Below are 23696 nucleotides of genomic sequence, written 5' to 3'. Positions count from 1 at the left end.
CGTAGTACCCAGGGCATACAGGCTGCGCGCCTGTATGCCCTTTTTGCGTCAGGGCGCCAATGCCAGGTCCAACGGCAAGCGCGCCATGCTCGTGCCCTTCAACGAGCCCAGGTACAACCAGTTTCCATACTCCCGCGCGGTGGTGATCGGCGAATAATTCCCCGGGCTGCCATCCTGCAGGTTGGCGATGACCTTGCCCTCGGTATCCAGCCCCAGCACGAAGGCTTTGCGTTCGATAGGCTTGGGCACCACCATCAGCGCCCGCACCATCACCTTGCGCAACATCGGATAGCCGGCAAAGCTGTCCAGCAAGGGATTGCGTGGCGAATACAGCGCCACCCAGAAACGGTCCTGGCCGTTGAAGCTGAGGTTGTCCGGCAGGCCGGGCAGGTTGTCGATAAACAGGTCATGGGTGCCGGCGCGCTCGCCTTTGAGCCAGTAACGGCTGATGCGGTACGCGCCGGTTTCATTCACCAGCACGAAGGTTTCGTCCGGTCCTAATGCAACGCCGTTGGCGAATTGCAGTTGGTCGAGCAGCACATCGGTGCTGCCATTGCTGAAGTCATAACGCAACAGCCGACCGTCGCCGCCATGCTCGATCACCGCTTCGCCATCCTGCCCATAGCCCCAGCGACTCGACGCATCGCTGAAGTAGGCATAACGCCCGCTGGCGTCCACGGTGACGTCATCGGTAAAGCCAAAGGGCACGCCGTTGGCGCGGGTGCTCAACGTCGTGAGTTGATGTTTTGCATCCAGGGCGAGCAAGCCCTTGATCCCGTCGGCAATGATCAGGCGCCCATCCGGGTGCAACGCCAGGCCCAGGGGCCGCCCACCGGTATTGGCCAATACTTCCAGGCTGCGGCTGTCGGGCGAGGTGCGGATGATACGTCCGTCATGTAAACCACTGATCAAAAAGCCCTGGTCATCCAGCAGCAAGGCTTCGGGCCCGGCGATGTCCTGGGCGCCGATTTTCTGCACGCCCTTGAGGCGCTGGTTCTCGGCGTAAGGGCCGCTCTTCATCGACGGCGCCTTGGGTGGCGTCCAATTCACCGGTTGCACCTTTGTGGGCATCAACAGCAGAAAGGCGACCACCGCCAGCAACAGGACAAACAACAGATGACGCAGTTTTTTGGGACGGGTACTCATGACGATTCCTGGTTGTCGTGGGGGCTCGGCTCCCAGTGCAGGGTGCCGAACAGGTAATCCATCAGGGGAAGGACGATGTTGAAGTTGCGCCCCTGCATCAGTTCACGGCGGTGATGCAGGGCGTGCAGTTGATGCATCTGGCGGATCCATGGCAGCCGTGCCACCGGGTGGCTGGCGGGCAGGTGCTCGCAGGCGTGAAACACTTCGTAAAGTAAATATCCGAGGATCATGCACCCGGCGAACAGCCCGGCGACATTGGGGCTCACTTGCTTGAGCAACCACCAGGCGGGCAGGGTGATTGCCAGGCTGTGCAGCACGATCAGCCAGGCCGGGAACAGGATGACGCGCCAGTCGCGGGGGCTGTCGTAGGTCATGTGGCCGGGGGTGAAGAAACTGTGATGGTCGCCGGTGTGGCGTGCGTAGAACAGCCGGGCCAAGGCGTGCTTGTGGTGGCCGAGGTGACGGTGCACGAGGTAGATGCAGAGGTTGAAGAACACCAGGGTCAGTGGCACGGTCAGCCATTGCACAGCGCTGATCTGATGCGTGGAAGACCAGGCCAGGGCGATGCACACAAGGCCGTAGCCGAACACGAAACCGGCGTGCAGCCAAGGGTTGTAGCGGGGCGCGACAGCGGCGCGGTAGCGCGCGCGAAAGGTCTCGGTGGGGTGGGCCATGGCGGGTTGCTCGGTGTTTTTTTGTTGGAAAGTGAGCTTAGTTGGCGCCAGGGAATGTGCGAGTTTTGCAGTGACCGGCTTATCCGAAGCGACCAATGGGGGCTTGCACACCCCCCATTTCCTTGTTAGCTTCTCGCAAAATGTTAACGATAACATTTGCTCTAACAATAAAAACAAAACAGAGAACCACGCCATGAAAATGCTCCCGAAAACCCTGTGTTTATTGGCTGTAGACATCACCCTCGGCACTGTCTCCCCGGCATTTGCCGACGCTGCCAAGCCGATCCGCATCGGCGCGTCCTTCCAGGAAATCAACAACCCCTATTTCGTCACCATGAAAAACGCCCTCGAAGAAGCCGGGGCGACCATCGGCGCGAAACTGATCATCACCGACGCCCGCCACGACGTGTCCAAGCAGGTCAGTGACGTCGAAGACATGCTGCAAAAAGGCATCGATATCCTGCTGATCAACCCCACAGACTCGGTCGGCGTGCAATCGGCGGTCAAGTCTGCTCACGCTGCCGGTGTCGTGGTCGTCGCGGTAGACGCCCAGGCCGACGGCCCGCTGGACTCCTTCGTCGGCTCGAAAAACTTCGACGCCGGCTTCCAGGCCTGCGAATACCTGGCCAAGAACATCGGCGACAAAGGCAATATCGCGATCCTCGACGGCATCGCCGTGGTGCCGATCCTGGAGCGTGTACGCGGCTGCAAAGAGGCCGTGGCCAAGCACCCGGACATCAAGATTGTCAGCATCCAGAACGGCAAGCAGGAACGTGACCAGGCGCTGACCGTCACCGAAAACATGTTGCAGGCCCAGCCCACCCTCAAGGGCATTTTCAGCGTGAATGACAACGGCTCCCTCGGTGCACTCTCGGCCATCGAAGCCAGTGGCCTGGACGTGAAGCTGGTCAGCGTCGATGGCGCGCCGGAAGCGATCAAGGCGATCCAGAAACCCGGCAGCAAATTCATCGCCACTTCGGCGCAGTACCCGCGCGACCAGATCCGCCTGGCCCTGGGCATCGCCCTGGCCAAGAAGTGGGGCTCGCAAGTGCCGGCCACTATTCCAGTGGACATCACCCTGATCGACCAGGCCAAGGCCAAGGACTTCAGCTGGTAAATCGCCCAGGCCCCACGCTGTCCGTGGGGCCCAGGTCATCCTTCTGAATATGAGGTCGGCGGTATGAGCAGTCTTCTGAAGTTGGAAAACATCTGTAAGCGCTACCCGGGCGTACAGGCCCTCAAGTCCATCAACCTGCAAGTCGAGCGCGGCGAGATCCATGCCTTGCTCGGCGAAAATGGCGCGGGCAAATCGACGCTGATGAAGATCCTCGGCGGCGTCGAGCATCAAGACGAAGGCCAGATCCTGATCGACGGCCAGGCCCAGCAGTTCGCGACCTACCGCGATGCAATCGCCGCCGGCATCGGCATCGTGTTCCAGGAATTCAGCCTGATTCCCTACCTCACGGCGGTGGAAAACATCTTCCTCGGCCATGAGCTGAGTAACCGTTTCGGCCTGTTGCGCAAGCGCGAAATGGTCGAGGCCAGCGAGGCCTTGTTCAAGCGCCTGGGCGTGACCATCGACCTGCAATGCGCGGTCAAACACCTCAGCGTGGCCGAGCAGCAGTTTGTCGAAATCGCCAAGGCGTTGGCCCTGGATGCGCGCCTGCTGGTGCTCGACGAACCTACCGCCACCCTCACGCCCAGCGAGGCTGAGCTGCTGTTCGAGATCATGCGTGAACTCAAGCGTCAGGGCGTAGCGGTGATTTTCATCTCCCATCACCTGGAGGAGATTTTCCAGGTGTGCGACCGCATCAGCGTGTTGCGCGACGGCGGCAATGTGGGCGTCACCGATGTGGCCGACAGTGACATCGACCGGCTGGTCGAGATGATGGTCGGGCGCCGCCTGGAATGCAGTTTTCCACCCAAACACAGCACCGAGCGCGGCCCGCTGTTGCTGGAGGTCAAGGACATCCAGCTGGTGCGCAACGGCCCTCATAACAGCTTCCAACTGCACAAGGGCGAGATCCTCGGCTTTGCCGGGCTGGTCGGCTCCGGTCGTACCGAGTTGGCCCTGGGCATGATGGGCGCGCTGCCGTCGGTGAGCAAAGACGTGTGGTTGCGCGGCGAGAAAATCACCCTCGACGACCCCGCCCAGGCGCTGGCCCACGGCATCGGCCTGTTGCCGGAAAGCCGCAAGAGCGAAGGGCTGATCACCGACTTCAGCATTCGCGAAAACATCTCGCTGAACAACCTGCCCAAATACCAGAACGCGTCCGGGCTGATCGACAAAAACCGCGAATGCGCCAGCGTCGAAGGCCTGATGAAGCAACTGTCGATCAAGGCCCCCAGCAGCGAAAGCCGGGTGTTCAACCTCAGCGGTGGCAACCAGCAAAAGGTGGTGATCGCCCGTTGGATCAACCATCACTGCGACGTGCTGGTGTTCGACGAACCCACCCGTGGCATCGACGTGGGGGCCAAGGCGCAGATCTACGCGCTGATGCGCAGCCTCACCGAACAGGGCTACGCAATCATCATGATTTCTTCCGAATTGCCGGAAGTCATCGGCATGTGCGACCGCGTCGCCGTGTTCCACAAGGGCGCCATCGTCAAGGTGCTCGAAGCGTCTGCCGTCAATCCTCAAGAGGTCATGCGCCATGCAACAGGGGGCTCAAGTGAATACGTCCATTAGGACCGGCGACAGCAGCCGGTTGCGCCTGAACCTGGCGCGACTGGTGCGCTCGCCGGCGTTTTATCCGTTCGTGGGGCTGGTGGTGGTGACCCTGGTGATGATCCTCGCCAGCGACACCTTCCTCACCGCCAGCAACCTGTCGAACATCGCCCGCCAGGTGTCCATCAACGCGATCATCGCGGTGGGCATGACCTGCGTGATCCTCACCGGCGGCATCGACTTGTCGGTAGGGCCGGTGATGGCCTTGTCCGGCACGCTCACGGCCGGGTTGATGGTCGCGGGCCTGCCGCCCGGCCTGGCGATTGGCGCAGGCATGTTGATTGGCGTGGCCTTTGGTATCGGCAACGGTTTGTTCGTGGCCTACCTGCACATGCCGCCGATCATCGTGACCCTGGCGACCATGGGTATCGCCCGTGGCCTGGGCCTGATGTACACCGACGGCTATCCGATTTCTGGCTTGCCGGAGTGGTTTGCGTTCTTTGGCCGCGAAAGCCTGTTCGGCATCCAGGTGCCGATCCTGATTATGCTGCTCACCTACCTCGCTGCCTACGTGCTGCTGCAACATACGCGCATCGGTCGCTACATCTACGCCATTGGCGGCAATGAAGAAGCGGTGCGCTTGTCTGGCGTGCGTGCGGCGCGTTTCAAGCTGCTGGTGTATGGGATCAGTGGCCTCACGGCGGCGATTGCCGGGTTGGTCCTCACCTCACGCCTGATGAGCGGCCAGCCGAATGCCGGTGTGTCGTTCGAACTGGATGCGATTGCCGCCGTGGTACTCGGTGGCGCCTCGATTGCCGGTGGGCGCGGGGTGATCGTCGGTACGTTGCTCGGCGCCATGTTGCTCGGCGTGTTGAACAACGGCCTGAACATGCTGGGCGTGTCGCCCTACGTCCAGAGCGTGATCAAGGGCGCAATCATTTTGCTGGCGATTTTTATCAGCCGTCAGCGCCACAAATAAATACCTAACAAGCACAGGACCCGACACCATGGACAAGCACACCGACATGCAAGCCGTCGTCTGCCACGGCCCGAAAGACTATCGCCTGGAACGCATCGGCAAACCCCAGGCGCGCGCCAATGAACTGGTGATCCGCATCGCCGCCTGCGGCATCTGCGCCAGTGACTGCAAGTGCCACTCGGGCGCCGCAATGTTCTGGGGCGGCGACAACCCGTGGGTCAAGGCGCCGGTGGTGCCGGGGCACGAATTTTTTGGCTATGTGGTGGAAGTGGGCGAGGGCGCCGAAGATCACTTCGAAGTCGCCATAGGCGACAAGGTGATCGCCGAGCAGATCGTGCCGTGCGGCAAGTGCCGTTTCTGCAAGTCGGGCAAGTATTGGATGTGCGAAGTGCACAACATCTTCGGCTTCCAGCGTGAAGTCGCCGAAGGCGGCATGGCCCAGTACATGCGCATTCCCAAGACCGCCATCGTGCACAAGATCCCCGAGTCGGTGTCGCTGGAAGACTCGGCGCTGGTGGAACCGATGGCCTGCTCAATCCATACGGTCTACCGTGGCGATATCCAGCTCGACGACGTGGTGGTGATCGCCGGCGCCGGGACCCTCGGCCTGTGCATGGTCCAGGTCGCTGCGTTGAAAACCCCGAAGAAACTGGTGGTGATCGACATGGTCGACGAGCGCCTGGATCTGGCGAAAAAATTCGGCGCCGATGTGGTGATCAACCCGTCGCGCGACAACGCCCGCGAAATCATCAACGGCCTGACCGACAACTATGGCTGCGACGTCTACATCGAAACCACCGGCGTGCCGGCGGGCGTGACCCAGGGCCTGGACCTGATCCGCAAGCTCGGACGTTTTGTCGAGTTCAGCGTGTTTGGCGCCGAGACCAGCGTCGACTGGTCGATCATCGGCGACCGCAAGGAGCTGGACGTACGCGGCGCCCACCTCGGCCCGTATTGCTACCCGATCGCCATCGACCTGTTCGAACGCGGCCTGGTCACCTCCAAGGGCATCGTCACCCATGACTTCCCGCTGGACGACTTTGCCGAGGCCTTCGCGTTGGCCAATTCGACTAAGTCGATCAAGGTGCTGTTGAAGCCGGTGGCCTGAAAATGAACTACGTGATGGGTGTCGATATAGGAACCCAGAGCACCAAGGCGCTGCTGGTGGATGGTCAAGGCACGATCATCGCCCAGCACAGCCAGGGGTATCGCGTGGATACCCCGAAAGTGCGCTGGGCCGAACAATGGCCGCAAGTCTGGCTCGATGCCGTCGAAGCCTGTGTGGCGCAGTGCATGGCCAAGGCCGGCGTGGCGGCGCAGCAGGTCAAGGCGCTCTGCATCAGCAGCCTGTACGGCGGCTCGGGGATTGCGGTGGATGCGCACATCACGCCGCTGCACCCGTGTCTGATCTGGATGGACCGCCGCGCCGGTGAGCAGGTGGCCTGGGTGCGCGAGCAGGTTGAACTGGAGCGGATGTTCGCGATTACCGGCAACTCGGTGGACAGCTACTACGGCTTTACCAAGATGCTCTGGCTCAAACAGCACCAGCCCGAGGTGTGGGCCAAGACCCGCTACCTGCTGCCGCCCAACAGCTACATCAACTGGTGCCTCACCGGCGAGTTGGCGGTGGACCATAGCAGCGCCGGCAATATCGGCGGCGTCTACGACGTGAAGGCGCGCGGCTGGTCTGGCGAAATGCTCGATGCGTTGGGCATACCGCAGGCGATGATGCCAGAGCGCCTGGTGTATTCCGGTGAAGCCGTCGGTGGGTTGCTGGAGGAGTGGGCGGCGCGCCTGGGCCTGCAGGCGGGCACACCGATTCTGGCCGGTGGCGTCGATGCGGCCATGGCAACCTTGGCGGCGGGTGTGACGCAGCCAGGCAATCACGTGGCAATGATCGGCACCAGCATGTGCTGGGGTTACCTCAACCAGCAAGTGGATGCGCACCATGGTTTGGTGAGCATGCCCCACGTCTACAACGGCCACCGCGACCTGTACATCTTTGGCGGCGCGATCACCGCTGGTGCTTCGGTGAGCTGGTTTCGCGAGCAGTTCTGCCAGGCCGAAGAACAGCAAGCCAAGGCCACCGGCCAGGACAGTCTGGTGCTGCTGGAACAGCGCGCGATGAACATCCCGGCGGGCAGCGAAGGCCTGTTGTTCCTGCCTTACTTGATGGGCGAGCGCAGCCCGGTGTGGGATGACCGCGCCAGCGGCAGCTTTGTCGGCTTGAACCTCTACCACAGCCGTATTCACCTGTATCGCGCCGTGCTGGAAGGCGTGAGTTTTGCCCTGCGGCATAACATCGAAGCGGGCACCCGTGGCGCGCATTCCCTGGACCCACGCTTGATCGTGGTGGGCGGGGCGAGCCATTCGGATCTGTGGATGCAGATCATCGCGGATGTCACACGCTACCCGGTGTACACCATTGTCCAAGAGGTGGAAGCGGCGCTGGGGGCGGCGCTGTTGGCGGCGCACACGGTGGGGTTGGTGAGTGATGGGGAGATGGACAAGGGCTGGGTGCAGCTGGAGTTACGGGCTGAGCCCAAGGCGGAACACGTCGAGGCGTATGACCGGGCGTTTGCTCAGTACCTGAAGCTGTATCCCGCCCTGAAACCGATCATGCACAGCCTGCAGGAGAACTGAATGAACGCAGCGTTCGACTTCACCCACCACCGCATCCTCGTCACCGGCGCCAGCAGCGGCATCGGCCGCGAAATCGCCGTGCAACTGATCGCCAGCGGCGCCGATGTCTTTGCCCTCGGCCGCGACGCCCAAGCCTTGGCCGAACTCGGCTGCCACAGCCTCTGCCTGGATATCGCCGACAGCGTCGCCCTCGACAAGGCCCTGCACGACCTGCCGCCGCTGCATGGCCTGGTCAACTGCGCCGGCATCTCGCGCCTGGAGCCGGCTGCCGCCATCAGCGCCGAGGCTTTCGACCAAGTGATGCAGGTCAACGCCCGCGCCGCTGCGCAAGTCGCCAGCCGTGTAGCGGCCAAAATGATCGAAGCACAGATCGCCGGTAGCATCGTCAATGTCTCCAGCCAGGCCTCGCTGGTGGCCCTGGACGATCACCTCGGCTACTGCGCCTCCAAGGCCGCGCTGGATGCAATCACCCGCGTGCAATGCGCCGAGTGGGGGCGTTTTGGGATTCGCGTCAACAGCGTCAACCCCACGGTGACGCTCACGCCGATGGCGGCCATGGCCTGGTCCGAACCGGCCAAGCGCGACCCGGCGCTGGCGGCGATCCCCCTGGGGCGCTTTGCCGAAACGGTGGAAGTGGCATTACCGGTGCTGTTCCTGCTGAGTCGCGCCGCCAGCATGATCAGCGGCGTCAGCTTGCCCATCGACGGCGGCTACACCAGCCGCTAACCGTTTTCCAACTGACCGGCGATCACCACTTTGTCCCGTGGCTTGAACGGGTCTTCCAGGCGGTCGAGCAACAGGCGCACCGCGCTGCTGCCGGCCAGGGACGCATCGTGGGCCACGCAGGCGATGGGCACGCCGAAAATGTCGGCGAAGGGCAGGCGGTCGATGCCGCAGATGGTCAGGCTGTCATGGGCGATGTTGTGCATGCGCAGTGCGCGTAGAGCGCCGAGGGTGATCAACTGGTTGAAGCCCATGATCGCGTCCGGCGCCGAGTGTTCGGCCAGGTAGTCGAGGGTGTGCAGGTAGGACGGCATCAGCGTGTAGTCGCCGGCCTGCACTTCGACCTGCACCTGCGGGTGTTCGGCCAGCACTTCGCGCAGGCCCTTGAGGCGTTCGACGGTGATGCGCGAGTGCTCGGGACCGGTCAGCACCAGCAAGCGCTTGAGGTTCGGGGTCTGGCGCAGCAGGTAGTGCGCGGCCTGGATGCCACTGTGGTAGTTGTCGAGCACCACGCGGCTGAACGGGCTGTCGTGGATCGTGCGATCGAGCAGCACTACTGGGGTCTTGCCATTGCCCAGGCGTTCGAGGTAGTCGGGCTGATAGCTCGGTTCATCCGAGACCGGCGACAGGATGATCCCCGCCACGCGGTAGCCCAACAGGGTGTCCACGGCCTTGCTTTCCAGCTCTTCCAGCTCATCGGTGTCCACCAGCATGATGGTGTAGCCGTGCTGTTTGGCCTCGCGGGAAATCGCCTTGATCATTTCGCTGTAGAACGGGTTGTCCACGGAGGCGGTGATCACACCGATGATCAGGCTTTCACTGCGCTTGAGCCCGCGCGCGAAGGCGTTGGGCACGTAGTCCATCTCCCGCGCCACTTCGAGGATGCGCGCCAGGGTGGCCGGTTTGACCAGGTCGGGTTTGCTCAGTGCGCGGGACACCGTGATGGTGGTCATGCCGACCCGCTTGGCGATGTCGCTGATGGTGACGGACTTCTTCTTGTTCATCGGTCAGGCTGCAATAGGAAACACCCGCAGGCTAGCATGCGCGGTGCAGATTGTTGCTTCAAATCAGTGGGTCCCAACGCTGCGACCAGTCGCTTTCGGCCTTGACCACTTCACGTAGCAACCCCAGCGCCTGCTGCAACACCGCCGAATCCCGCGCCCGTGAGTACACCAGGTACGTCGGGAAGCTGAACTCCGGTGCCTTGGGCACACGCTGCATCACGCCGCTGTCCAGGTAACTCTGTACCACGCGGGTGCGGAAATAACCGGCGCCGCCGTTCTCCAGGATGTATTGCAACGCCAGCGGGCCCAGGTTGAAACTCAATGCGGCACGGGCCTTGTCGGGAAGGGCAGCGTCGTGTTGCTGGCGAAAGCCTGGTCCCCAATCGATATACACGTAGGGCGCTGGGTTGCTCACCAGTTGCACCAGGATCAGTTTTTCTTCCAGCACCTGTTCCACCTGCAAGCCTGGCCAATATTGCGGCTGGAACACCAATGCAGCGTCGAGTACGCCCAGTTCCAGCTGGCGCAACAGGTAGTCGCCTTCGCGCACTTCGGTGCGCAGGGCATGGCCGGGGATGTGTTGGCGTAACGCTTGGGCCCAGCCGAGCATCAACGGGTTGCACAGGCTGACTTCGCCACCGATATGCAGCACGTTGCGATAACCGTCCGGCAGCGGCAGATCGCGTTTTGCGGCTTCCCAGGTTTGCAGCAATTGGTTGGCGTAGACCACGAAGGCCTCGCCGTCGGCGGTCAGCCTGGCGCCTGCGCGGTTGCGCACGAACAGTGTGCTGCCTAGTTGGCTTTCGAGGCTCTTGACCCGTGCGGTGATGGCGGTCTGGGTGACGTGCAGTTTCTCGGCTGCTGCGGCCAGGCTGCCGCAGCGGGTGATTTCGAGGAAGGTGCGTGCCAGTTCGATGTCCATGAAGGCCCCTGGGAATGAATGGGGGACAGTGTAATGGAATGTGGTTGAAACTGTGGGAGCTGGCTTATCCCTGCGGCTGGCGACTGCTATCTAACTGTAGCCCTGCGATCCAAATGTGGGAGCTGGCTTGCCTGCGAAGGCGGCCTGACAGGCGACCAGGATGTTGGATCAGACGGAGTACATATCCATTGCTGCGGTAACGGCGGCTATTGGTTCCGCCCTTACGGCGGGTCACTTTTGAAAAGAGCCCAAAAGTAACCAAAAGGCTCTTGCCCCAACACTCGGTACCTCGCCTAGGCTCGGTATGCCCGTAATCCGACAGTGATTTGGGGGGCCGCCGCCACGCGCCATCCATGGCGCGGGGCGGCTAAACCGGCATCCCTGCCGGTTTACCCCCCAAATCCCTGCCGAATTCCGGCCAGCGTGTTTGACGGGGCGCCTGAGATCAAGATCAAGAGCGGCTCGCTTCGCATCGTGGTTGGCGGGGTCTACAGGGGTTTGGTGATTGGGGCTTGTAAGTGCTTTGTGGGGAATGCTTTTGCATATACCTGGCACACCCGCAACACCTGCTCGTCGGCAAATCGTGCGCCTACTACATGCAACCCCACGGGTAAGCCATTTGCCGCCAACCCACACGGCACCGATGCCGCCGGTTGCTGGGTCAGGTTGAAGGGGTAGGTGAATTGCGTCCATTGTGTCCACTCCTGTAAACCGGAGCTGGGTGGTACGTCGTGCCCGGCCTCGAATGCCGTGATCGGCATCATCGGCGACACCAGCACATCGTAGTGTTCATGAAACGCCGCCATGCGTGCTACCAGTGCGGCGCGGGCTTCAAGGGCTGCGTTGAAGTCGTCCAGGCTCAAGCGTTCGCCGCGTTGGGCGATGCGCAGCAGGCCGGGGTCGAGCAGTTGTTTTTGTGTCTCGCTCATGGCGCCGGTCAGGCGTGCCGCGCCGGCTGCCCATAAGGTGCTGAAGACGTCCAGTGGGTCACTGAAACCGGGGTCGATCTGCTCGACGTGGGCGCCCAGTTGTTCCAGGCCTCGCACCGCCTCCGCCACCACCTTGGCCACTTGTGGGTCGACCTCTACGTAACCGAAGTTCGGACTGTAGGCCACGCGCAACCCTTTCAAATCCGTACCCGGCGTCAACCATGGTGTGGTGCGTGGAGCACCGATCAAGCCATCCCGTGCGTCCGGCTGGGCGATGGTTTGCAGCATCAAGACGCTGTCTTCCACCGTACGGGTCATCGGCCCCAGGTGCGACAGGATGGTCATGGAACTGGCCGGCCATTGCGGTACATAACCGAAGGTCGGCTTAATGCCAAAAGTGCCAGTAAACGCACAGGGAATCCGGATCGAACCGCCCGCATCGCTGCCCTGGTGCAGCACGCCCAGGTTCAACGCCGCCGCCGCGCCCGCGCCGCCGGACGAACCGCCTGCCGTGGTACGGGTGTCCCAGGGGTTGCGGGTGATGCCATACAACGGGTTGTCGGTGACGCCTTTCCAGCCGAATTCCGGGGTGGTGGTTTTGCCCAACAGTACCGCACCGGCCTTGCGCATAAAGGCCGGGAAGGGCGCGTCGATGTCCCACGGCCCCTCGGCGGATGAGGTGCGTGAGCCCTTGCGGGTCGGCATGCCGATGGTCAGCGTCAGGTCCTTGATCGAAGAGGGCACGCCGTCCAACGGGCCGCAGGGCTGGCCGTTGAGCCAGCGTTGTTCCGAGGCGCGCGCGGCGTTCAGCGCGCCTTGCGGGTCCACGTGGCAATAGGCGTTCACCACCGGATTGAAGCGTTCGATACGCAGCAGGGCATCCTCGGTGACTTCCACCGGCGACAAGGTCTTGTCGCGAAAATGCTGCAGCAGTTGCACCGCCGTCAGTTGGCCGATCTCACTCATGCGATTTCCCCCTGCGCCGCATTGACCATGGCGCGCAGCAATACCGCGCAGCCCGCTGCCAGGTCATCCGGCGCGGCGTTTTCGATTTCGTTATGGCTGATGCCGCCTTCGCAGGGCACAAAGATCATCCCGGCCGGACCCAGTTCAGCGACGAAAATCGCGTCGTGGCCGGCACCGCTGACGATGTCCATATGGCTCAAGCCCAAGGCTTCGGCGCCTTCTCGTACTGCGTTGACGCAGGCTGGGGCGAAGTCCAGCGGTGGGAAGTCGGCGGTTGGCGTCAGTTCATACGCCAACCCGTGCCTGGCGGCGGTGGCTTCGATCACGCCGCGCACTTCATCGACCATGGCGTGTAGTTTGTCTGCATGCAGGTGACGCAGGTCGAGGGTCATGTGCACCTGGCCGGGAATCACGTTGCGCGAACCGGGGTGCAGGCTCAGGCAACCGACCGTGCCGCAGGCGTGGGGTTGCTGTTGGTGGGCGATGCGGTTGACCGCGCTGACCACCTCGGCAGCGCCGACCAGGGCGTCCTTGCGCAGGTGCATCGGCGTCGGGCCGGCGTGGGCTTCGACGCCGGTGAAGGTCAGGTCGAACCACTTCTGGCCCAGGCAGCCCATGACCACGCCGATGGTAGTGGCCTGGTCTTCCAGCACCGGGCCCTGTTCGATATGTGCTTCGAAGTAAGCGCCGACCGGGTGGCCGAGCACGGCGCGGGAGCCGGCATACCCAATGCGTTGCAATTCGGCGCCCACCGACAGGCCCTGGTCATCGACTTTGTCGAGGGTGTCCTGCAAATCGAACTTACCGGCAAACACCCCGGAACCCATCATGCACGGCGGAAAACGCGAGCCTTCTTCGTTGGTCCACACCACCACTTCAATCGGCGCTTGGGTTTCGATGTTCAAATCATTCAGGGTGCGGATCACTTCCAGTCCGGCCATTACCCCATAACAGCCGTCGAACTTGCCGCCCGTGGGTTGGGTGTCGATATGGCTGCCGGTCATCACCGGGGGCAGGGCCGGATTGCGCCCGGCGCGGCGCGCAAAGATATTGCCGATAGCGTCGACCGTGACGCTGCACCCGGCGGCCTCGCACCATTGCACAAACAGGTCGCGGGCCTGGCGGTCGAGATCGGTGAGGGCCAGGCGACATACGCCGCCTTTGACGGTGGCGCCGAGCTGGGCCAGGTCCATCAAGGATTGCCACAGGCGGTCGCGGTTGATCAGCGGGGCGTTGCTCTTGAGCGGTTGCGCAAAACTATTCATCAGCAGTCTCCGGTCAGGCACTCAGGGCCAGGTAACGGTTTTTGATGGTCGGGTCGGCGCGGAAGGCTTCGGCGCTGCCCTCGTAGACCACGCGGCCCTGTTCGAGCACGTAATGGCGGTCGGCGAGCTTGTCGCAGACCATCAGGTTCTGTTCCACCAGCAGCACCGGCAGGCCGTCGTCCTTGACCTTGCGCAGGATCTTAACCAACTCGTCGACGATCACCGGTGCCAGGCCTTCGGTGGGTTCATCGAGGATCAATAGCTTGGGATCGTTGAGCAGGGCACGGGCGATGGCGAGCATCTGCTGCTCGCCGCCGGACAACGCGTGGCCGGCGTTTTTGCGGCGCTCCTTGAGGCGCGGAAACATGGCGTACACGTCGTCGAGCTGCCAGCGGCTGGTCTTGCGTGCGGCGATGCGCAGGTTTTCCTCGACGGTGAGCAGGCGGAAAATCCCACGGTTCTCCGGCACCAGCGCCAGGCCCTGGCGGGCAATTTCGAAGATCTTCTGGCCCACCAATGCCTGGCCGTTGAAATGGATCTGGCCCTGGCGCGGGCAGATGATGCCGAGGATGCTGCGCAAGGTGGTGGTCTTGCCAGCGCCATTGCGCCCCAGCAGCGTCACCAGTTCGCCAGGGTTGACGGTCAGCGACACACCTTCCAGCACATGGCTCTTGTCGTAGTAGGAATGGATGTTCTCGACGATCAGCATCAGGCAGCCTCCCCAAGGTAAGCGGTGCGCACGCGTTCATCGGCGCGCACGGATTCGGGCGTGCCTTCCACCAGGATCTGGCCGTGGCTCATCACCGTGATGCGTTGGCTGATGGACATGACGATGCTCATGTTGTGTTCGATCAGCAGCACCGTGTGGTCGCGGCCGAGGTCGCTGATCAACTGGGTCATGATCGGGATGTCATCGATGCCCATGCCCGAGGTGGGCTCGTCGAGCATCAACAGTTTCGGTTTGGAGCAGATCGACATGCCCACCTCCAGCACCCGCTGCTGGCCGTGGGACAACTCACCGGCCAGGGTGTTGGCGCGGGCGGTGAGTTGCAGGCGTTCCAGCACCTGGTCGGCCATCTCCAGGTGTTCGCGCTTGCTGTCGACGCGGCGCCAGAAATTCAACGCGAGCGCGCCGTCACGGCCTTGGGCGGCCAGGCGCAGGTTTTCGCGCACGCTGAGGTTCTGGAACAGGCTGGTGAGCTGGAACGAGCGCGCCATACCCAGGCCGACGCGGCCGTGAGCAGGCTTGCGCATCAGGTTCCTGCCGTCGAAATGAATCGCCCCGGCGGTGGCCTGGCGTTCGCCGGTGAGGCAGTGGAACAGGCTGGTCTTGCCCGCGCCGTTAGGGCCGATGATGGTGTGGATGGTGCCGGCCTCGACCTTGAGATTCACGCCGTTCACCGCGTGGAACGCGCCATAGGCCAGTTCCAGGTCTCTGGTTTCCAAAAGGATGCTCATAGCCCTTCCTCCTTGGCGACAGCGGCCGTGTTGCGATGGCCGCGTACCTTGTCGAACAGCGACGCCAGGCCGCCCCACAAACCACCGCGCATGAAGATCACCACCAGGATCAGGATCACCCCCAGCAGCATCAGCCAGCGTGGCCACAGGTCGGAGAGGAAATCCCCGAGCAGCACGATGGAACCGGCGCCGAGCAGCGAGCCGAACAATGAGCCGGTGCCGCCGACGATGGTCATGATCAGGATGTTCTCGGACATCGCCAGGTCGATATTCGACAGCGGCACAAAGTGCAGCAGCATGGCGTACAGCGCGCCGGCAATCCCGGTAACGGCGCCGGACAGCACAAACACCAGGATCTTGAAGTGCCGCGTGTCGTAGCCGATGGCCGAGGCGCGGGTTTCGTTTTCGCGGATCGCCATCAAGGTGCTGCCGAATGGCGAGGCGATCACCCGGCGGGCGCCGATGAAGATCAACAGGAACAGCACCGCGACAAAGCCGTAAAAGGCGCGGGCGTCGGCCAGTGACAGCAGCACGGTTTCACCTATGCGGATCTCCGGGCGCGGCACACTGAGCAGGCCGTTGTCGCCACCGGTCCAGTCGCTGAGGGTGTAGGCGACAAAGTAGGCCATCTGGCTGAACGCCAGGGTCAGCATCACGAAGTAGATGCCGGTGCGACGGATGGCCAGGGCGCCCACCAGCAACGCCAGGAAACCACCGGCCACGGCGGCACCGAGCAACGCGGTGAACAGGCCTAATTGCAGATGGATCATTAGCAACGCCGCGCAATACGCGCCGGCCCCGAAGAAGATGCCTTGGCCGAAGGAGAGCAGGCCGGTGTAGCCCAGCAGCAGGTTGCAGGCCAGGGCCGCCATGGCAAAGATCAGGATCTCGGTGGCCAGGGTCGCCGACGGCAGTATCAAGGGCAGGCCGATCAGCACCGCCAACACCCACAGCAACATCGCGCGCGATTGCGTCTTGGCAAACGGTAGGGGATTTTTCTCGCTCATGTCAGGCTCTCCCAAACAGGCCGTAGGGACGGACCAGAATCACCACGGCCATGGCGCCGTAGATCATCAAGCTCGCGCCCTGGGGCCAGAGTGTGGTCATCAGGCTTTGCACCACGCCCACCAGCAAACCGCCGACCAGCGCACCGCTGAACGAGCCCATGCCGCCGATCACCACCACCACGAAGGCCACGCCGAGAATTTCCGGGCCGACAAAGGGCTGCGCGCCGCGCAACGGGGCGAACAGCACGCCCGCGACACCGGCCAGGGCCACGCCGAGGGCGAAGGTCATGGAGAACAGCCGGAAGATGTTGGTGCCCAGCAGCGACACGGTTTCGGTGCTTTCACTGCCGGCCCGCACCAGGGCGCCGAAACGCGTGCGTTCCAGCAGCAGCCACAGGCCCAGGCCGACCAGCCCGGAAAACACGATGAGAAAGAGGCGGTAGTAGGGGTAGACGAAGTCACCCACCACCAGCACGCCGCGCAGTAGTTCCGGCACGGCGACGCTTTTGCCGACCGGGCCCCAGATCATCACGCTGGCCTCCTGGATGATCAGCGCGATCCCCAAGGTCACCAGGATCTGGAACATGTGCGGTAAGTGATAGATGCGCTGGATCAACAACCGTTCGATGGCCCAGGCCAGCGCGGCCACCACCAGCGGCGCAATCAGCAACGCCAGCCAGAAGTTGCCGGTGAGGCTCACGGCGGTGTAGCAGATGTAGGCACCCAGCAGGAAAAACGCGCCGTGGGCGAAGTTGACGAAGTTGAGCAGGCCGAAAATGATCGTCAGCCCGACCGCGATCAGGAAGTAGATCATCCCCAGCCCAAGGCCGTTGAGGATCTGGAACAGGTAAAGATTAAGCATGCAGGAACCCTCTGCAGGAAGCCGCTTGCACGGCCCTGCGCTACCAAATTCAGGGGGATCAGCCGAGCGTGCAGCCCGTGGCTTCCACCGGCGGGAACGACTGGCCGGCGCTGAGCACCTTGGCCAGGTCATCCTTGTCGGCCATGTCGGCGGTGGCCTTGCCGATCAGCAGGTAGTAATCCTTGATCACCTGGTGGTCGCCGGCGCGGATCGATTCCTTGCCGGTGGGCCCTTCGTAGCTCAGGCCTTGCAGGGCCTTGGCCACGGTCGGCCCGTCGAAGCTGCCGGTAGAAATAATGGCTTCGAGCATGACCTTGGTGCTGATGTAATCGGCGGCCAGCGGGTAGGTAGGGTTGATGCCGTATTTGGCTTGGGTGAGCTTGACCAGTTCACGGTTGAGCGGGGTGTCGACCTGGTGCCAGTACTGCGCGCCGAGGTACACGCCTTCCAGCACGTCGCTGCCCAGTTCCTGGAACTGGTCGAGGCCGGCGGACCACACCAGCAGGACTTTCATGCGTTCCTTGATACCGAAGTTCACCGCCTGGCGCAGCGTGTTGGACGACTGGCTGCCGAAGTTGAGCAGCACTAGCACATCGGGTTTGGCGGCGATGGCATTGGTCAGGTAGCCGGAAAATTCCTGCTCCTGCAACGAGTGGTAGCTGTTGCCGATGTGTTCAAGGCCGTTTTCCTTGAGCACATTCTTCGCGCCTTCGAGCAGCGCTTCGCCGAACACGTACTGCGGGGTGATGGTGTACCAGCGCTTGGCGTCCGGCAGCAGCTTGATCAGCGGCACCATGGTTTCGCGGATCGCGCCGTAGGTAGGCACCGACCAGCGGAAGGTTGCCTTGTTGCAGTCCTTGCCGGTGACTTCATCGGCGCCCACCGGGGTCATGAACACACCGCCGACCTTGTCCACTTCCTTGGCCACCGCCAGTGCCGAGGACGACAGGGTGCAGCCCTGGAAGAACCGCGCGCCATCCTGCTGGATGGCTTCCTGCACCTTGCGCACAGCCTTGCCGGCATTGCCCTCGGTGTCGATCACCTTGTAGTTCAGCGGGCGGCCGAGCAGCTCGGGGTGTTGTTCCACCGCCAGGCGCGAACCCATGTCGGCAAACTTGCCATAGCTGGCAAAGGCGCCAGACATGGACTTGAGGCCGTAAAAGGTAAAAGGCTCGGCGGCGAATGCAGACCGGATGCTCAGCGGGAGGCTGAGGGCGGCGGCTGCGGTAAGACTGGCTTTCAACAACGTACGACGCTGCATGGGGTGACTCCCTGGTTTAGTTATTGGCAGGAGTGGCAATGGCGATACGGTGGAGCAAGGGCCTGTGGGCAGGCCTGTTATTGGAGGGGGGGCTGTCAGTGGGTGTGATCGAACTCCAGCAAAAAGTGCGGGCTGACCTGGCCTTCAAGGGCGGTCATGTGGTGTTCGGCATCGCACATGTGTTCATGCATCAAGCTGCGCACCGCGCTTTCATCCCCGGCACGAAAGGCGATCAGCAACTGCTTGTGATAGTCGAGGTTGGCGGCGTCGAACTGCTTGCGCTTGGGCTTGTAGGCTTTTTTCAGCACCACCAGGTCGCGCAGCAGATCGTTGAGGAACTGCGCCATGAAACTCAGCAACGGGTTGGGGCAGGCCTTGGCCAGCAGGTTATGGAACTCCAGCTCCGCCAGGCGCTGTTCACGCTGGCCGGCTTCACTGTCTTCGGGGGCGCTGCAAAAATCCACGTTGTCTTGCAGGGCCTGGTAGTCCTCTTCGCTCAAGCGCCCGAGCACCGATACCGCCAGTTCCACTTCGATGACTTTGCGCAGTTGGTACACCTGTTCGCCGTCCAGATGCTGGAAGTGCAGGTAGTTGCGCAACGCGCGGCTGGCCGGTTCGGTGCCGGCCTGGTTCAGGTAGGCGCCGCCGCTGGGCCCGGTGCGGGTGCTCACCAGGCCTTCGACTTCCAGCGCCTTGAGCGCTTCGCGGGCCGAACCTTTGGAGCACTGGAAGCTTTCCATCAGCTCGCGTTCGGTGGGCAGGCGGTCGCCGGGCTTCAAGGCGTCGGTGACGATGGAGCGCTTGACCGACTCGACAATCACATCGGACAGCTTCTGGCGTTTGCGTCGTAGCGGGCGGCTTAGCATAAGTTCGATTTATCGTATTAATGCGGATTAATAGCACTTAATAACGATCGGGATGCAGCGTCAACGGCGGGTGTCGTTTTCGATGGCAACAGGTCGCAATCGGGTGGTTACTCGCTGTTGCCCGAATCCAGGCAACGTGTGGATGGCGGAGGCTGCTTGCCGAAGACCAGGAAGTCGCCCACCCAGCGGTTGATGCAGCTGCTGGCATCCTGTTTGGCCATTTCTTTCAAGCGTAATTGTTCGACCTGGGGCGCTGCCGATTCAGACGGCTGCGCATTGACCAGCACCATGCGCGCCACCCGTTCGGGAAACAGCGCCGCGTACCGGTTGCCCAGGCGGGCCGCATCGGCATTGCCCAGGTAGAGCAGTTGGGCGTCGCCCAGTTGGGTGCGAACAAACTCCAGGTCCTGGGCGGCCTGTTCGACGCCATTGTCGTTGCCGAGGTCGCGGGGGCTGAGTTCGATGACGTCGTAGCGGTTGACCAGCGTGCGATACGCCGGGTTGGAGTAGGAGCCCCAGAGGCTGGTCAGGTGAATGACAAAGGTGCCGCCCTGGTTCCTTTTGGGGGCATCGCCAGCTTGGGCGAACACCACGCCTTCGCGGTTCAGCGGGTCACGGGCGCCGACGCGGGTCAGGTAGAGACGCAGATTGCCTTGCCGAGGCGCGGCGTAATTGCGCGGCACGCTCACGACCCCGCATTGGGTGCGTTGCAGCACTTCAGGGTCCAGGCGTTCAACGGTGGGCAGTGGGCAATCCAGCAGCCAATCAATGGCGGTGGGGGGAATCAGTTCTTGGGCAGCACTGGCTGTTACCCAGAGACAGGCGCACGTCAGGTATTTTGCGACAGTCATCAAGAGGTCCTGGGCAACCGTGTGAGAGCGGTTTTTTTACCAAGGACCTTTGGTCGAAGAATGTAGGGCGAGAAGACAGCTGATGTACGAAAGCGGAGTTTTGTTTATCGGATCTGTGTCTGCCAGCCGCCGCCCAATGCCTTGTACAACGCGATGCTGGCCTGCAGGCGCGACAGCCGCAGTTGCACATTCTGGTCCTGGGCCGCGTACAGGGTGCGTTGGGTTTCCAGTACCGTGAGCAGGTCTTCGGCGCCAGCCTGGTAGCGGCTTTCAGCGATCTGGAAGGCGGTCTGGGCCTGTTGCAGTTCTTCGCTTTGCCATTCGCGCTGCTGGTCGAGACGCGTGATGCTGCTGAGGGCTTTTTCTACGTCGGCAAAGCCGTTGATGATCGCACCGCGATAGGTTTGCAGCAGTTCATCCTGGCGCGCGCGGGCCTTGTCGCGTTCAGCACTTAAACGGCCGTTGTTGAAGATCGGCGCCACCAGCCCGGCGGTCAGCGTGTAGTAGGGGCTGCGCAGGACATCCACGGCCTTGTAGGCGTCGGAGCCCAGGGTTGCGCCGAGGGTGATGGCGGGCAGCATGGCCGCGCGGGCCACGGTGACGTCGGCCTGTGCGGCCGCCAACTGCGCCTCGGCCTTGGCGATATCAGGACGGCGGCTGAGCAATTGGCTCGGCATACCGGCACCGATCGTTGGCCAAGTGAGTGCCTGGAATGGCTCTGCGCCCAGATCCAACGTCTGGACCGGTTGGCCGAGGAGGGCGGCCAGCGTGATCCGCGACTCTTCGGCCAGTTGCTGGATCAGCGGCAGTTGGCGTTGCTGGCTGGCCACCAGGCTTTTTTGCTGGGCCAGTTCCAGGGCGGTGGCGGAGCCGGCGTCATAGCGGGTCTGCACCAGGTCGAGCACGTTGCGCGCATTGGCCAGGTTCAGCTCGGCGATTTGCTGGCGCTGCTGCGCGGCCAGGGTTTGCGCGTAGCGGTCGGCCACGCTGCTGAGCAAGGTCAGCTCCACGGTGGCCTGGTCAAATTCGCTGGCGCGCAGGCTATGCAGGGCGCTGTCGCGGGCAGCGGCGCGGCCACCCCAGAAGTCCACTTCGTAGCTGGCGCTGAGGTTGGCGCCAAAGTTGTCGACGGCGTCATCGCTTTGCGTTGCGTCAAGGTCCGGTCCACCCGGGCCACGCAACAGCTTCTGGCGGCTGGTGGTGAGGTTGAGCTTCACTTCCGGCAACAGCGGCGCGCCGGCAATCACTGCACTGGCTTGGGCCTGGCGCACGCGCGCGGTGGCGGCGGCCACGTCGAAACTGTCACGCCGGGCCTGTTCGACCAGACGGTTGAGCTGCGGGCTGCCAAACTGCGTCCACCATTGCTGGTTGGTGGCTTGGGCAGCGTCGCGTTCGGCAAATTGCCAGGCGGCAGGCGCTGCAATCCCGCTGTCGAGCGCGGGCGGGTTGCCGGTGCAGGCGCTGAGTAGCACGCACAAGGCAGGCAGGTAGAAGGACTGTTTATTCACTGGTCAACGCCTTAACCGGATCGAGCCGGGCAGCTTTACGGGCCGGCATGAAGCCGAATACGACGCCGGTGACGAGTGCGCAACCAAATGCGCCAAACACCGCCAAGAGGGAGAACTGCACCGCCACCTTGGCCAGTACCAACACGCCGCCGACCAACAAGGCGAGGGCGATGCCACACAAACCGCCGACCACCGAGAGCATCACCGCTTCCGTGAGGAACTGGCGCAGGATGTCGCGCTGGCGTGCGCCGGTGGCCATGCGGATGCCGATTTCACGGGTGCGTTCGCGCACGGTCATCAACATGATGTTCATCACGCCGATGCCGCCCACCAACAGGGAAATCGCCGCAATCGAACCGAGCATCAATGACAGCGTGTTCTGCGTGCGGGCCTCGGCCTGGATCATCGCGGCGTTGTTGGTCAGCTCGTAGTCGCGCTTGCCGTTGTGCAGTTTTTGCATCAACTGATCAATGGCGACCTCGGCTTCGTGGACCTTGCGCGCATCTGCCGCCGCGATCACCACATACTCGGGGTTGTAGCTGCCGAACAGGCGCACGCTGGCGGCGGTGTAAGGGATGGCGACGCGGTCGTCACTGTCCTTGTTGCCGGAGGCGGCACCTTTTTCCGCCAGCACACCGATCACCTGGAACGGCACGTTTTCAATCAGGATGTACTGGCCGATCGGGTTGACCTCGCCCTTGAACAGCTTCTCGCGCACGCGATGGCCGATCACCGCCACGGTGGCGGCGGCGCGCTCGTCGGCGGCCGTGAAGTAACTGCCCTCGACCACCGGCCAATTGAAAATCTCCGGGAAATTGGTGTCATTGCCGCCCACGTAGGCCATGTAGTCCACGTTGCCGTAACGCACCCCGGCTTCGCTGCCGTTGACCGGCATGATGCGCTGGACCTGGGGCAGGGCCGCCAGCGCGTGGACGTCATCGAGGGTGACAATGCCCAGCGGCGTACGCGGGTTCGGCGACGAGCCACTGAGGTAAATGATGTTGGAGCCGAACGCGCCCATTTGCGCCATGACCTGGCGCTTGCTGCCTTCGCCCACCGCCAGCATCACCACCACCGAGGCTACGCCGATAATGATCCCCAGCAGGGTCAGCGCGGTGCGGAAGCGGTTGATCCACATCACCCGCCAGGCGGCTTGCACCGCGTCTACCAGCTCGGCTTTCCACGCGCCATTGTGCTCGGCGCCGTCGGCCAGGCGCTGGCGCAGGTCCACGGCTTGCAGGGCGCCGTTCGCCAATGCCGGTGCAACGTCGTTGCCGTCGGCCGAATCGCTGATGATCAGGCCATCGCGAATCTCGATGATGCGGTTGGCCCGCGCCGCCACTTCGCGGTCGTGGGTAATCAGGATCACCACGTGGCCTTGGCTGGCGAGTTCGTCGAGCAGGGTCATGACCTCGGCGCCGCTGTGGCTGTCGAGGGCGCCGGTGGGTTCGTCGGCGAGGATGATATGCCCGCCGTTCATCAACGCGCGGGCGATGGAGACCCGCTGTTGCTGACCGCCGGAAAGCTGGTGTGGACGGTTGCCGGTGCGCTCAGCCAGGCCCAGGCGGGTGAGCAGGGCATGGGCGCGGGCATGGCGCTCGGCGGCGCTGATACCGGCATAGATCGCCGGCATCTCGACGTTTTCCTGGGCCGAGCCGGAAGGGATCAGGTGGTAGCCCTGGAACACGAAGCCGAAGGCTTCGCGGCGCAGCCAGGCGAGTTCGTCGCTGTCCAAGTGGGCGACGTTTTCCCCGGCGAACAGGTAGTCGCCTGTGCTTGGACGGTCGAGGCAGCCAAGGATGTTCATCAACGTGGACTTGCCGGAGCCCGAGGCGCCAACGATGGCGACGAATTCCCCGGCATGGATCGACAGGTCGATGCCGCGCAACACGTCGACTTGCGGGCTGTCGCCGCCGCCGTAGGACTTGCGGATGTTCTTGAGTTCGATCAGGGGTGTGGTCAAC

The 23696-nt window shown here is 62.9% G+C and carries 21 protein-coding genes; 6 read left to right on the top strand and 15 right to left on the bottom strand.

Going from position 1 to position 23696, the window contains the following annotated elements; translation table 11 throughout:
- Nucleotides 1–48: 48 nt before the first annotated feature.
- Nucleotides 49–1146: an SMP-30/gluconolactonase/LRE family protein gene (locus tag H096_RS32420; RefSeq protein ID WP_033903301.1), complete on the bottom strand. Its 1098-nt coding sequence runs from the start codon at nucleotides 1144–1146 to the stop codon at nucleotides 49–51.
- The gene (locus H096_RS32415; protein ID WP_033903322.1) at nucleotides 1143–1820 is read right to left on the bottom strand and encodes a sterol desaturase family protein; all 678 of its coding nucleotides are present in this window, start codon (nucleotides 1818–1820) and stop codon (nucleotides 1143–1145) included. The genes H096_RS32420 and H096_RS32415 overlap by 4 nt, the downstream gene beginning before the upstream one ends.
- A 193-nt stretch (nucleotides 1821–2013) precedes the next feature.
- Here H096_RS32415 and H096_RS32410 point away from each other — a divergent pair, with 193 nt between their 5' ends.
- From H096_RS32410 to H096_RS32385, 6 genes are all read left to right on the top strand, one after another.
- Nucleotides 2014–2937, top strand: coding sequence for a substrate-binding domain-containing protein (locus H096_RS32410; protein WP_033903300.1), 924 nt, complete (start codon nucleotides 2014–2016; stop codon nucleotides 2935–2937).
- A 63-nt stretch (nucleotides 2938–3000) separates the two neighbouring features.
- Nucleotides 3001–4509: a sugar ABC transporter ATP-binding protein gene (locus tag H096_RS32405; RefSeq protein ID WP_033903299.1), complete on the top strand. Its 1509-nt coding sequence runs from the start codon at nucleotides 3001–3003 to the stop codon at nucleotides 4507–4509.
- Entirely contained in the window at nucleotides 4475–5467 is a 993-nt protein-coding gene (locus H096_RS32400; protein ID WP_033903298.1) for a ribose ABC transporter permease, read from the top strand. The genes H096_RS32405 and H096_RS32400 overlap by 35 nt, the downstream gene beginning before the upstream one ends.
- A gap of 28 nt (nucleotides 5468–5495) precedes the next feature.
- Nucleotides 5496–6575 carry an alcohol dehydrogenase catalytic domain-containing protein gene (locus H096_RS32395; protein ID WP_033903297.1) on the top strand — a complete coding sequence of 360 codons (1080 nt, stop codon included), beginning with the start codon at nucleotides 5496–5498 and terminating at the stop codon, nucleotides 6573–6575.
- A 2-nt stretch (nucleotides 6576–6577) separates the two neighbouring features.
- Nucleotides 6578–8110 carry an FGGY-family carbohydrate kinase gene (locus H096_RS32390; RefSeq protein WP_033903296.1) on the top strand — a complete coding sequence of 511 codons (1533 nt, stop codon included), beginning with the start codon at nucleotides 6578–6580 and terminating at the stop codon, nucleotides 8108–8110.
- Nucleotides 8111–8836 carry an SDR family oxidoreductase gene (locus tag H096_RS32385; protein ID WP_033903295.1) on the top strand — a complete coding sequence of 242 codons (726 nt, stop codon included), beginning with the start codon at nucleotides 8111–8113 and terminating at the stop codon, nucleotides 8834–8836. It begins immediately after the preceding gene.
- Here the strand turns inward: H096_RS32385 and H096_RS32380 are convergent.
- From H096_RS32380 to H096_RS32320, 13 genes are all read right to left on the bottom strand, one after another.
- Nucleotides 8833–9837 (bottom strand): LacI family DNA-binding transcriptional regulator, encoded by a 1005-nt coding sequence (locus H096_RS32380; RefSeq protein ID WP_033903294.1) that lies wholly within the window; start codon nucleotides 9835–9837, stop codon nucleotides 8833–8835. The two genes, H096_RS32385 and H096_RS32380, sit on opposite strands and share 4 nt — an antisense overlap.
- A gap of 58 nt (nucleotides 9838–9895) precedes the next feature.
- Nucleotides 9896–10759 carry a LysR family transcriptional regulator gene (locus H096_RS32375; protein WP_016974860.1) on the bottom strand — a complete coding sequence of 288 codons (864 nt, stop codon included), beginning with the start codon at nucleotides 10757–10759 and terminating at the stop codon, nucleotides 9896–9898.
- Nucleotides 10760–11247: 488 nt separating this feature from the next.
- On the bottom strand, nucleotides 11248–12654 hold the full coding sequence (locus H096_RS32370) for an amidase (protein ID WP_033903293.1): 1407 nt from the start codon (nucleotides 12652–12654) through the stop codon (nucleotides 11248–11250).
- Nucleotides 12651–13919 (bottom strand): Zn-dependent hydrolase, encoded by a 1269-nt coding sequence (locus H096_RS32365; RefSeq protein WP_033903292.1) that lies wholly within the window; start codon nucleotides 13917–13919, stop codon nucleotides 12651–12653. The genes H096_RS32370 and H096_RS32365 overlap by 4 nt, the downstream gene beginning before the upstream one ends.
- 13 nt (nucleotides 13920–13932) lie before the next feature.
- Complete coding sequence (locus tag H096_RS32360; RefSeq protein WP_033903291.1) at nucleotides 13933–14628, bottom strand: ABC transporter ATP-binding protein; 696 nt, start codon at nucleotides 14626–14628, stop codon at nucleotides 13933–13935.
- On the bottom strand, nucleotides 14628–15377 hold the full coding sequence (locus H096_RS32355; protein WP_033903288.1) for an ABC transporter ATP-binding protein: 750 nt from the start codon (nucleotides 15375–15377) through the stop codon (nucleotides 14628–14630). The genes H096_RS32360 and H096_RS32355 overlap by 1 nt, the downstream gene beginning before the upstream one ends.
- A complete protein-coding gene (locus H096_RS32350) occupies nucleotides 15374–16384 on the bottom strand; it encodes a branched-chain amino acid ABC transporter permease (RefSeq protein WP_033903287.1) in 1011 nt (336 codons plus the stop codon). The genes H096_RS32355 and H096_RS32350 overlap by 4 nt, the downstream gene beginning before the upstream one ends.
- Nucleotide 16385: 1 nt before the next feature.
- Nucleotides 16386–17246, bottom strand: coding sequence for a branched-chain amino acid ABC transporter permease (locus H096_RS32345; protein WP_016974865.1), 861 nt, complete (start codon nucleotides 17244–17246; stop codon nucleotides 16386–16388).
- Nucleotides 17247–17304: 58 nt separating this feature from the next.
- A complete protein-coding gene (locus tag H096_RS32340; RefSeq protein ID WP_033903285.1) occupies nucleotides 17305–18507 on the bottom strand; it encodes an ABC transporter substrate-binding protein in 1203 nt (400 codons plus the stop codon).
- Between the two features lie 95 nt (nucleotides 18508–18602).
- Nucleotides 18603–19373, bottom strand: a complete 771-nt coding sequence (locus H096_RS32335) for an FCD domain-containing protein (protein ID WP_033903284.1) — start codon at nucleotides 19371–19373, stop codon at nucleotides 18603–18605.
- Nucleotides 19374–19480: 107 nt separating this feature from the next.
- A complete protein-coding gene (locus H096_RS32330; RefSeq protein WP_033903283.1) occupies nucleotides 19481–20224 on the bottom strand; it encodes an alpha/beta fold hydrolase in 744 nt (247 codons plus the stop codon).
- Nucleotides 20225–20328: 104 nt separating this feature from the next.
- On the bottom strand, nucleotides 20329–21732 hold the full coding sequence (locus H096_RS32325; RefSeq protein ID WP_033903282.1) for an efflux transporter outer membrane subunit: 1404 nt from the start codon (nucleotides 21730–21732) through the stop codon (nucleotides 20329–20331).
- The gene (locus H096_RS32320; protein ID WP_033903281.1) at nucleotides 21725–23695 is read right to left on the bottom strand and encodes a MacB family efflux pump subunit; all 1971 of its coding nucleotides are present in this window, start codon (nucleotides 23693–23695) and stop codon (nucleotides 21725–21727) included. The genes H096_RS32325 and H096_RS32320 overlap by 8 nt, the downstream gene beginning before the upstream one ends.
- Nucleotide 23696: the final 1 nt, after the last annotated feature.

It is taken from the genome of Pseudomonas sp. FH1 (assembly GCF_000510895.2).
Classification (GTDB): Bacteria; Pseudomonadota; Gammaproteobacteria; order Pseudomonadales; family Pseudomonadaceae; genus Aquipseudomonas; species Aquipseudomonas azotoformans_A.
This window is presented reverse-complemented; position numbering and strand designations above follow the sequence as displayed.

What these genes read in the sequence shown, in the direction of transcription:
- H096_RS32415 (WP_033903322.1), bottom strand. Translation starts at nt 1,820, where the DNA reads ATGGCCCACCCCACCGAGACCTTTCGCGCGCGCTACCGCGCCGCTGTC.
- H096_RS32380 (WP_033903294.1), bottom strand. Translation starts at nt 9,837, where the DNA reads ATGAACAAGAAGAAGTCCGTCACCATCAGCGACATCGCCAAGCGGGTC.
- H096_RS32370 (WP_033903293.1), bottom strand. Translation starts at nt 12,654, where the DNA reads ATGAGTGAGATCGGCCAACTGACGGCGGTGCAACTGCTGCAGCATTTT.
- H096_RS32390 (WP_033903296.1), top strand. Translation starts at nt 6,578, where the DNA reads ATGAACTACGTGATGGGTGTCGATATAGGAACCCAGAGCACCAAGGCG.
- H096_RS32375 (WP_016974860.1), bottom strand. Translation starts at nt 10,759, where the DNA reads ATGGACATCGAACTGGCACGCACCTTCCTCGAAATCACCCGCTGCGGC.
- H096_RS32400 (WP_033903298.1), top strand. Translation starts at nt 4,475, where the DNA reads ATGCAACAGGGGGCTCAAGTGAATACGTCCATTAGGACCGGCGACAGC.
- H096_RS32340 (WP_033903285.1), bottom strand. Translation starts at nt 18,507, where the DNA reads ATGCAGCGTCGTACGTTGTTGAAAGCCAGTCTTACCGCAGCCGCCGCC.
- H096_RS32420 (WP_033903301.1), bottom strand. Translation starts at nt 1,146, where the DNA reads ATGAGTACCCGTCCCAAAAAACTGCGTCATCTGTTGTTTGTCCTGTTG.
- H096_RS32330 (WP_033903283.1), bottom strand. Translation starts at nt 20,224, where the DNA reads ATGACTGTCGCAAAATACCTGACGTGCGCCTGTCTCTGGGTAACAGCC.
- H096_RS32335 (WP_033903284.1), bottom strand. Translation starts at nt 19,373, where the DNA reads ATGCTAAGCCGCCCGCTACGACGCAAACGCCAGAAGCTGTCCGATGTG.
- H096_RS32385 (WP_033903295.1), top strand. Translation starts at nt 8,111, where the DNA reads ATGAACGCAGCGTTCGACTTCACCCACCACCGCATCCTCGTCACCGGC.
- H096_RS32395 (WP_033903297.1), top strand. Translation starts at nt 5,496, where the DNA reads ATGGACAAGCACACCGACATGCAAGCCGTCGTCTGCCACGGCCCGAAA.
- H096_RS32350 (WP_033903287.1), bottom strand. Translation starts at nt 16,384, where the DNA reads ATGAGCGAGAAAAATCCCCTACCGTTTGCCAAGACGCAATCGCGCGCG.
- H096_RS32365 (WP_033903292.1), bottom strand. Translation starts at nt 13,919, where the DNA reads ATGAATAGTTTTGCGCAACCGCTCAAGAGCAACGCCCCGCTGATCAAC.
- H096_RS32410 (WP_033903300.1), top strand. Translation starts at nt 2,014, where the DNA reads ATGAAAATGCTCCCGAAAACCCTGTGTTTATTGGCTGTAGACATCACC.
- H096_RS32345 (WP_016974865.1), bottom strand. Translation starts at nt 17,246, where the DNA reads ATGCTTAATCTTTACCTGTTCCAGATCCTCAACGGCCTTGGGCTGGGG.
- H096_RS32405 (WP_033903299.1), top strand. Translation starts at nt 3,001, where the DNA reads ATGAGCAGTCTTCTGAAGTTGGAAAACATCTGTAAGCGCTACCCGGGC.
- H096_RS32355 (WP_033903288.1), bottom strand. Translation starts at nt 15,377, where the DNA reads ATGAGCATCCTTTTGGAAACCAGAGACCTGGAACTGGCCTATGGCGCG.
- H096_RS32360 (WP_033903291.1), bottom strand. Translation starts at nt 14,628, where the DNA reads ATGCTGATCGTCGAGAACATCCATTCCTACTACGACAAGAGCCATGTG.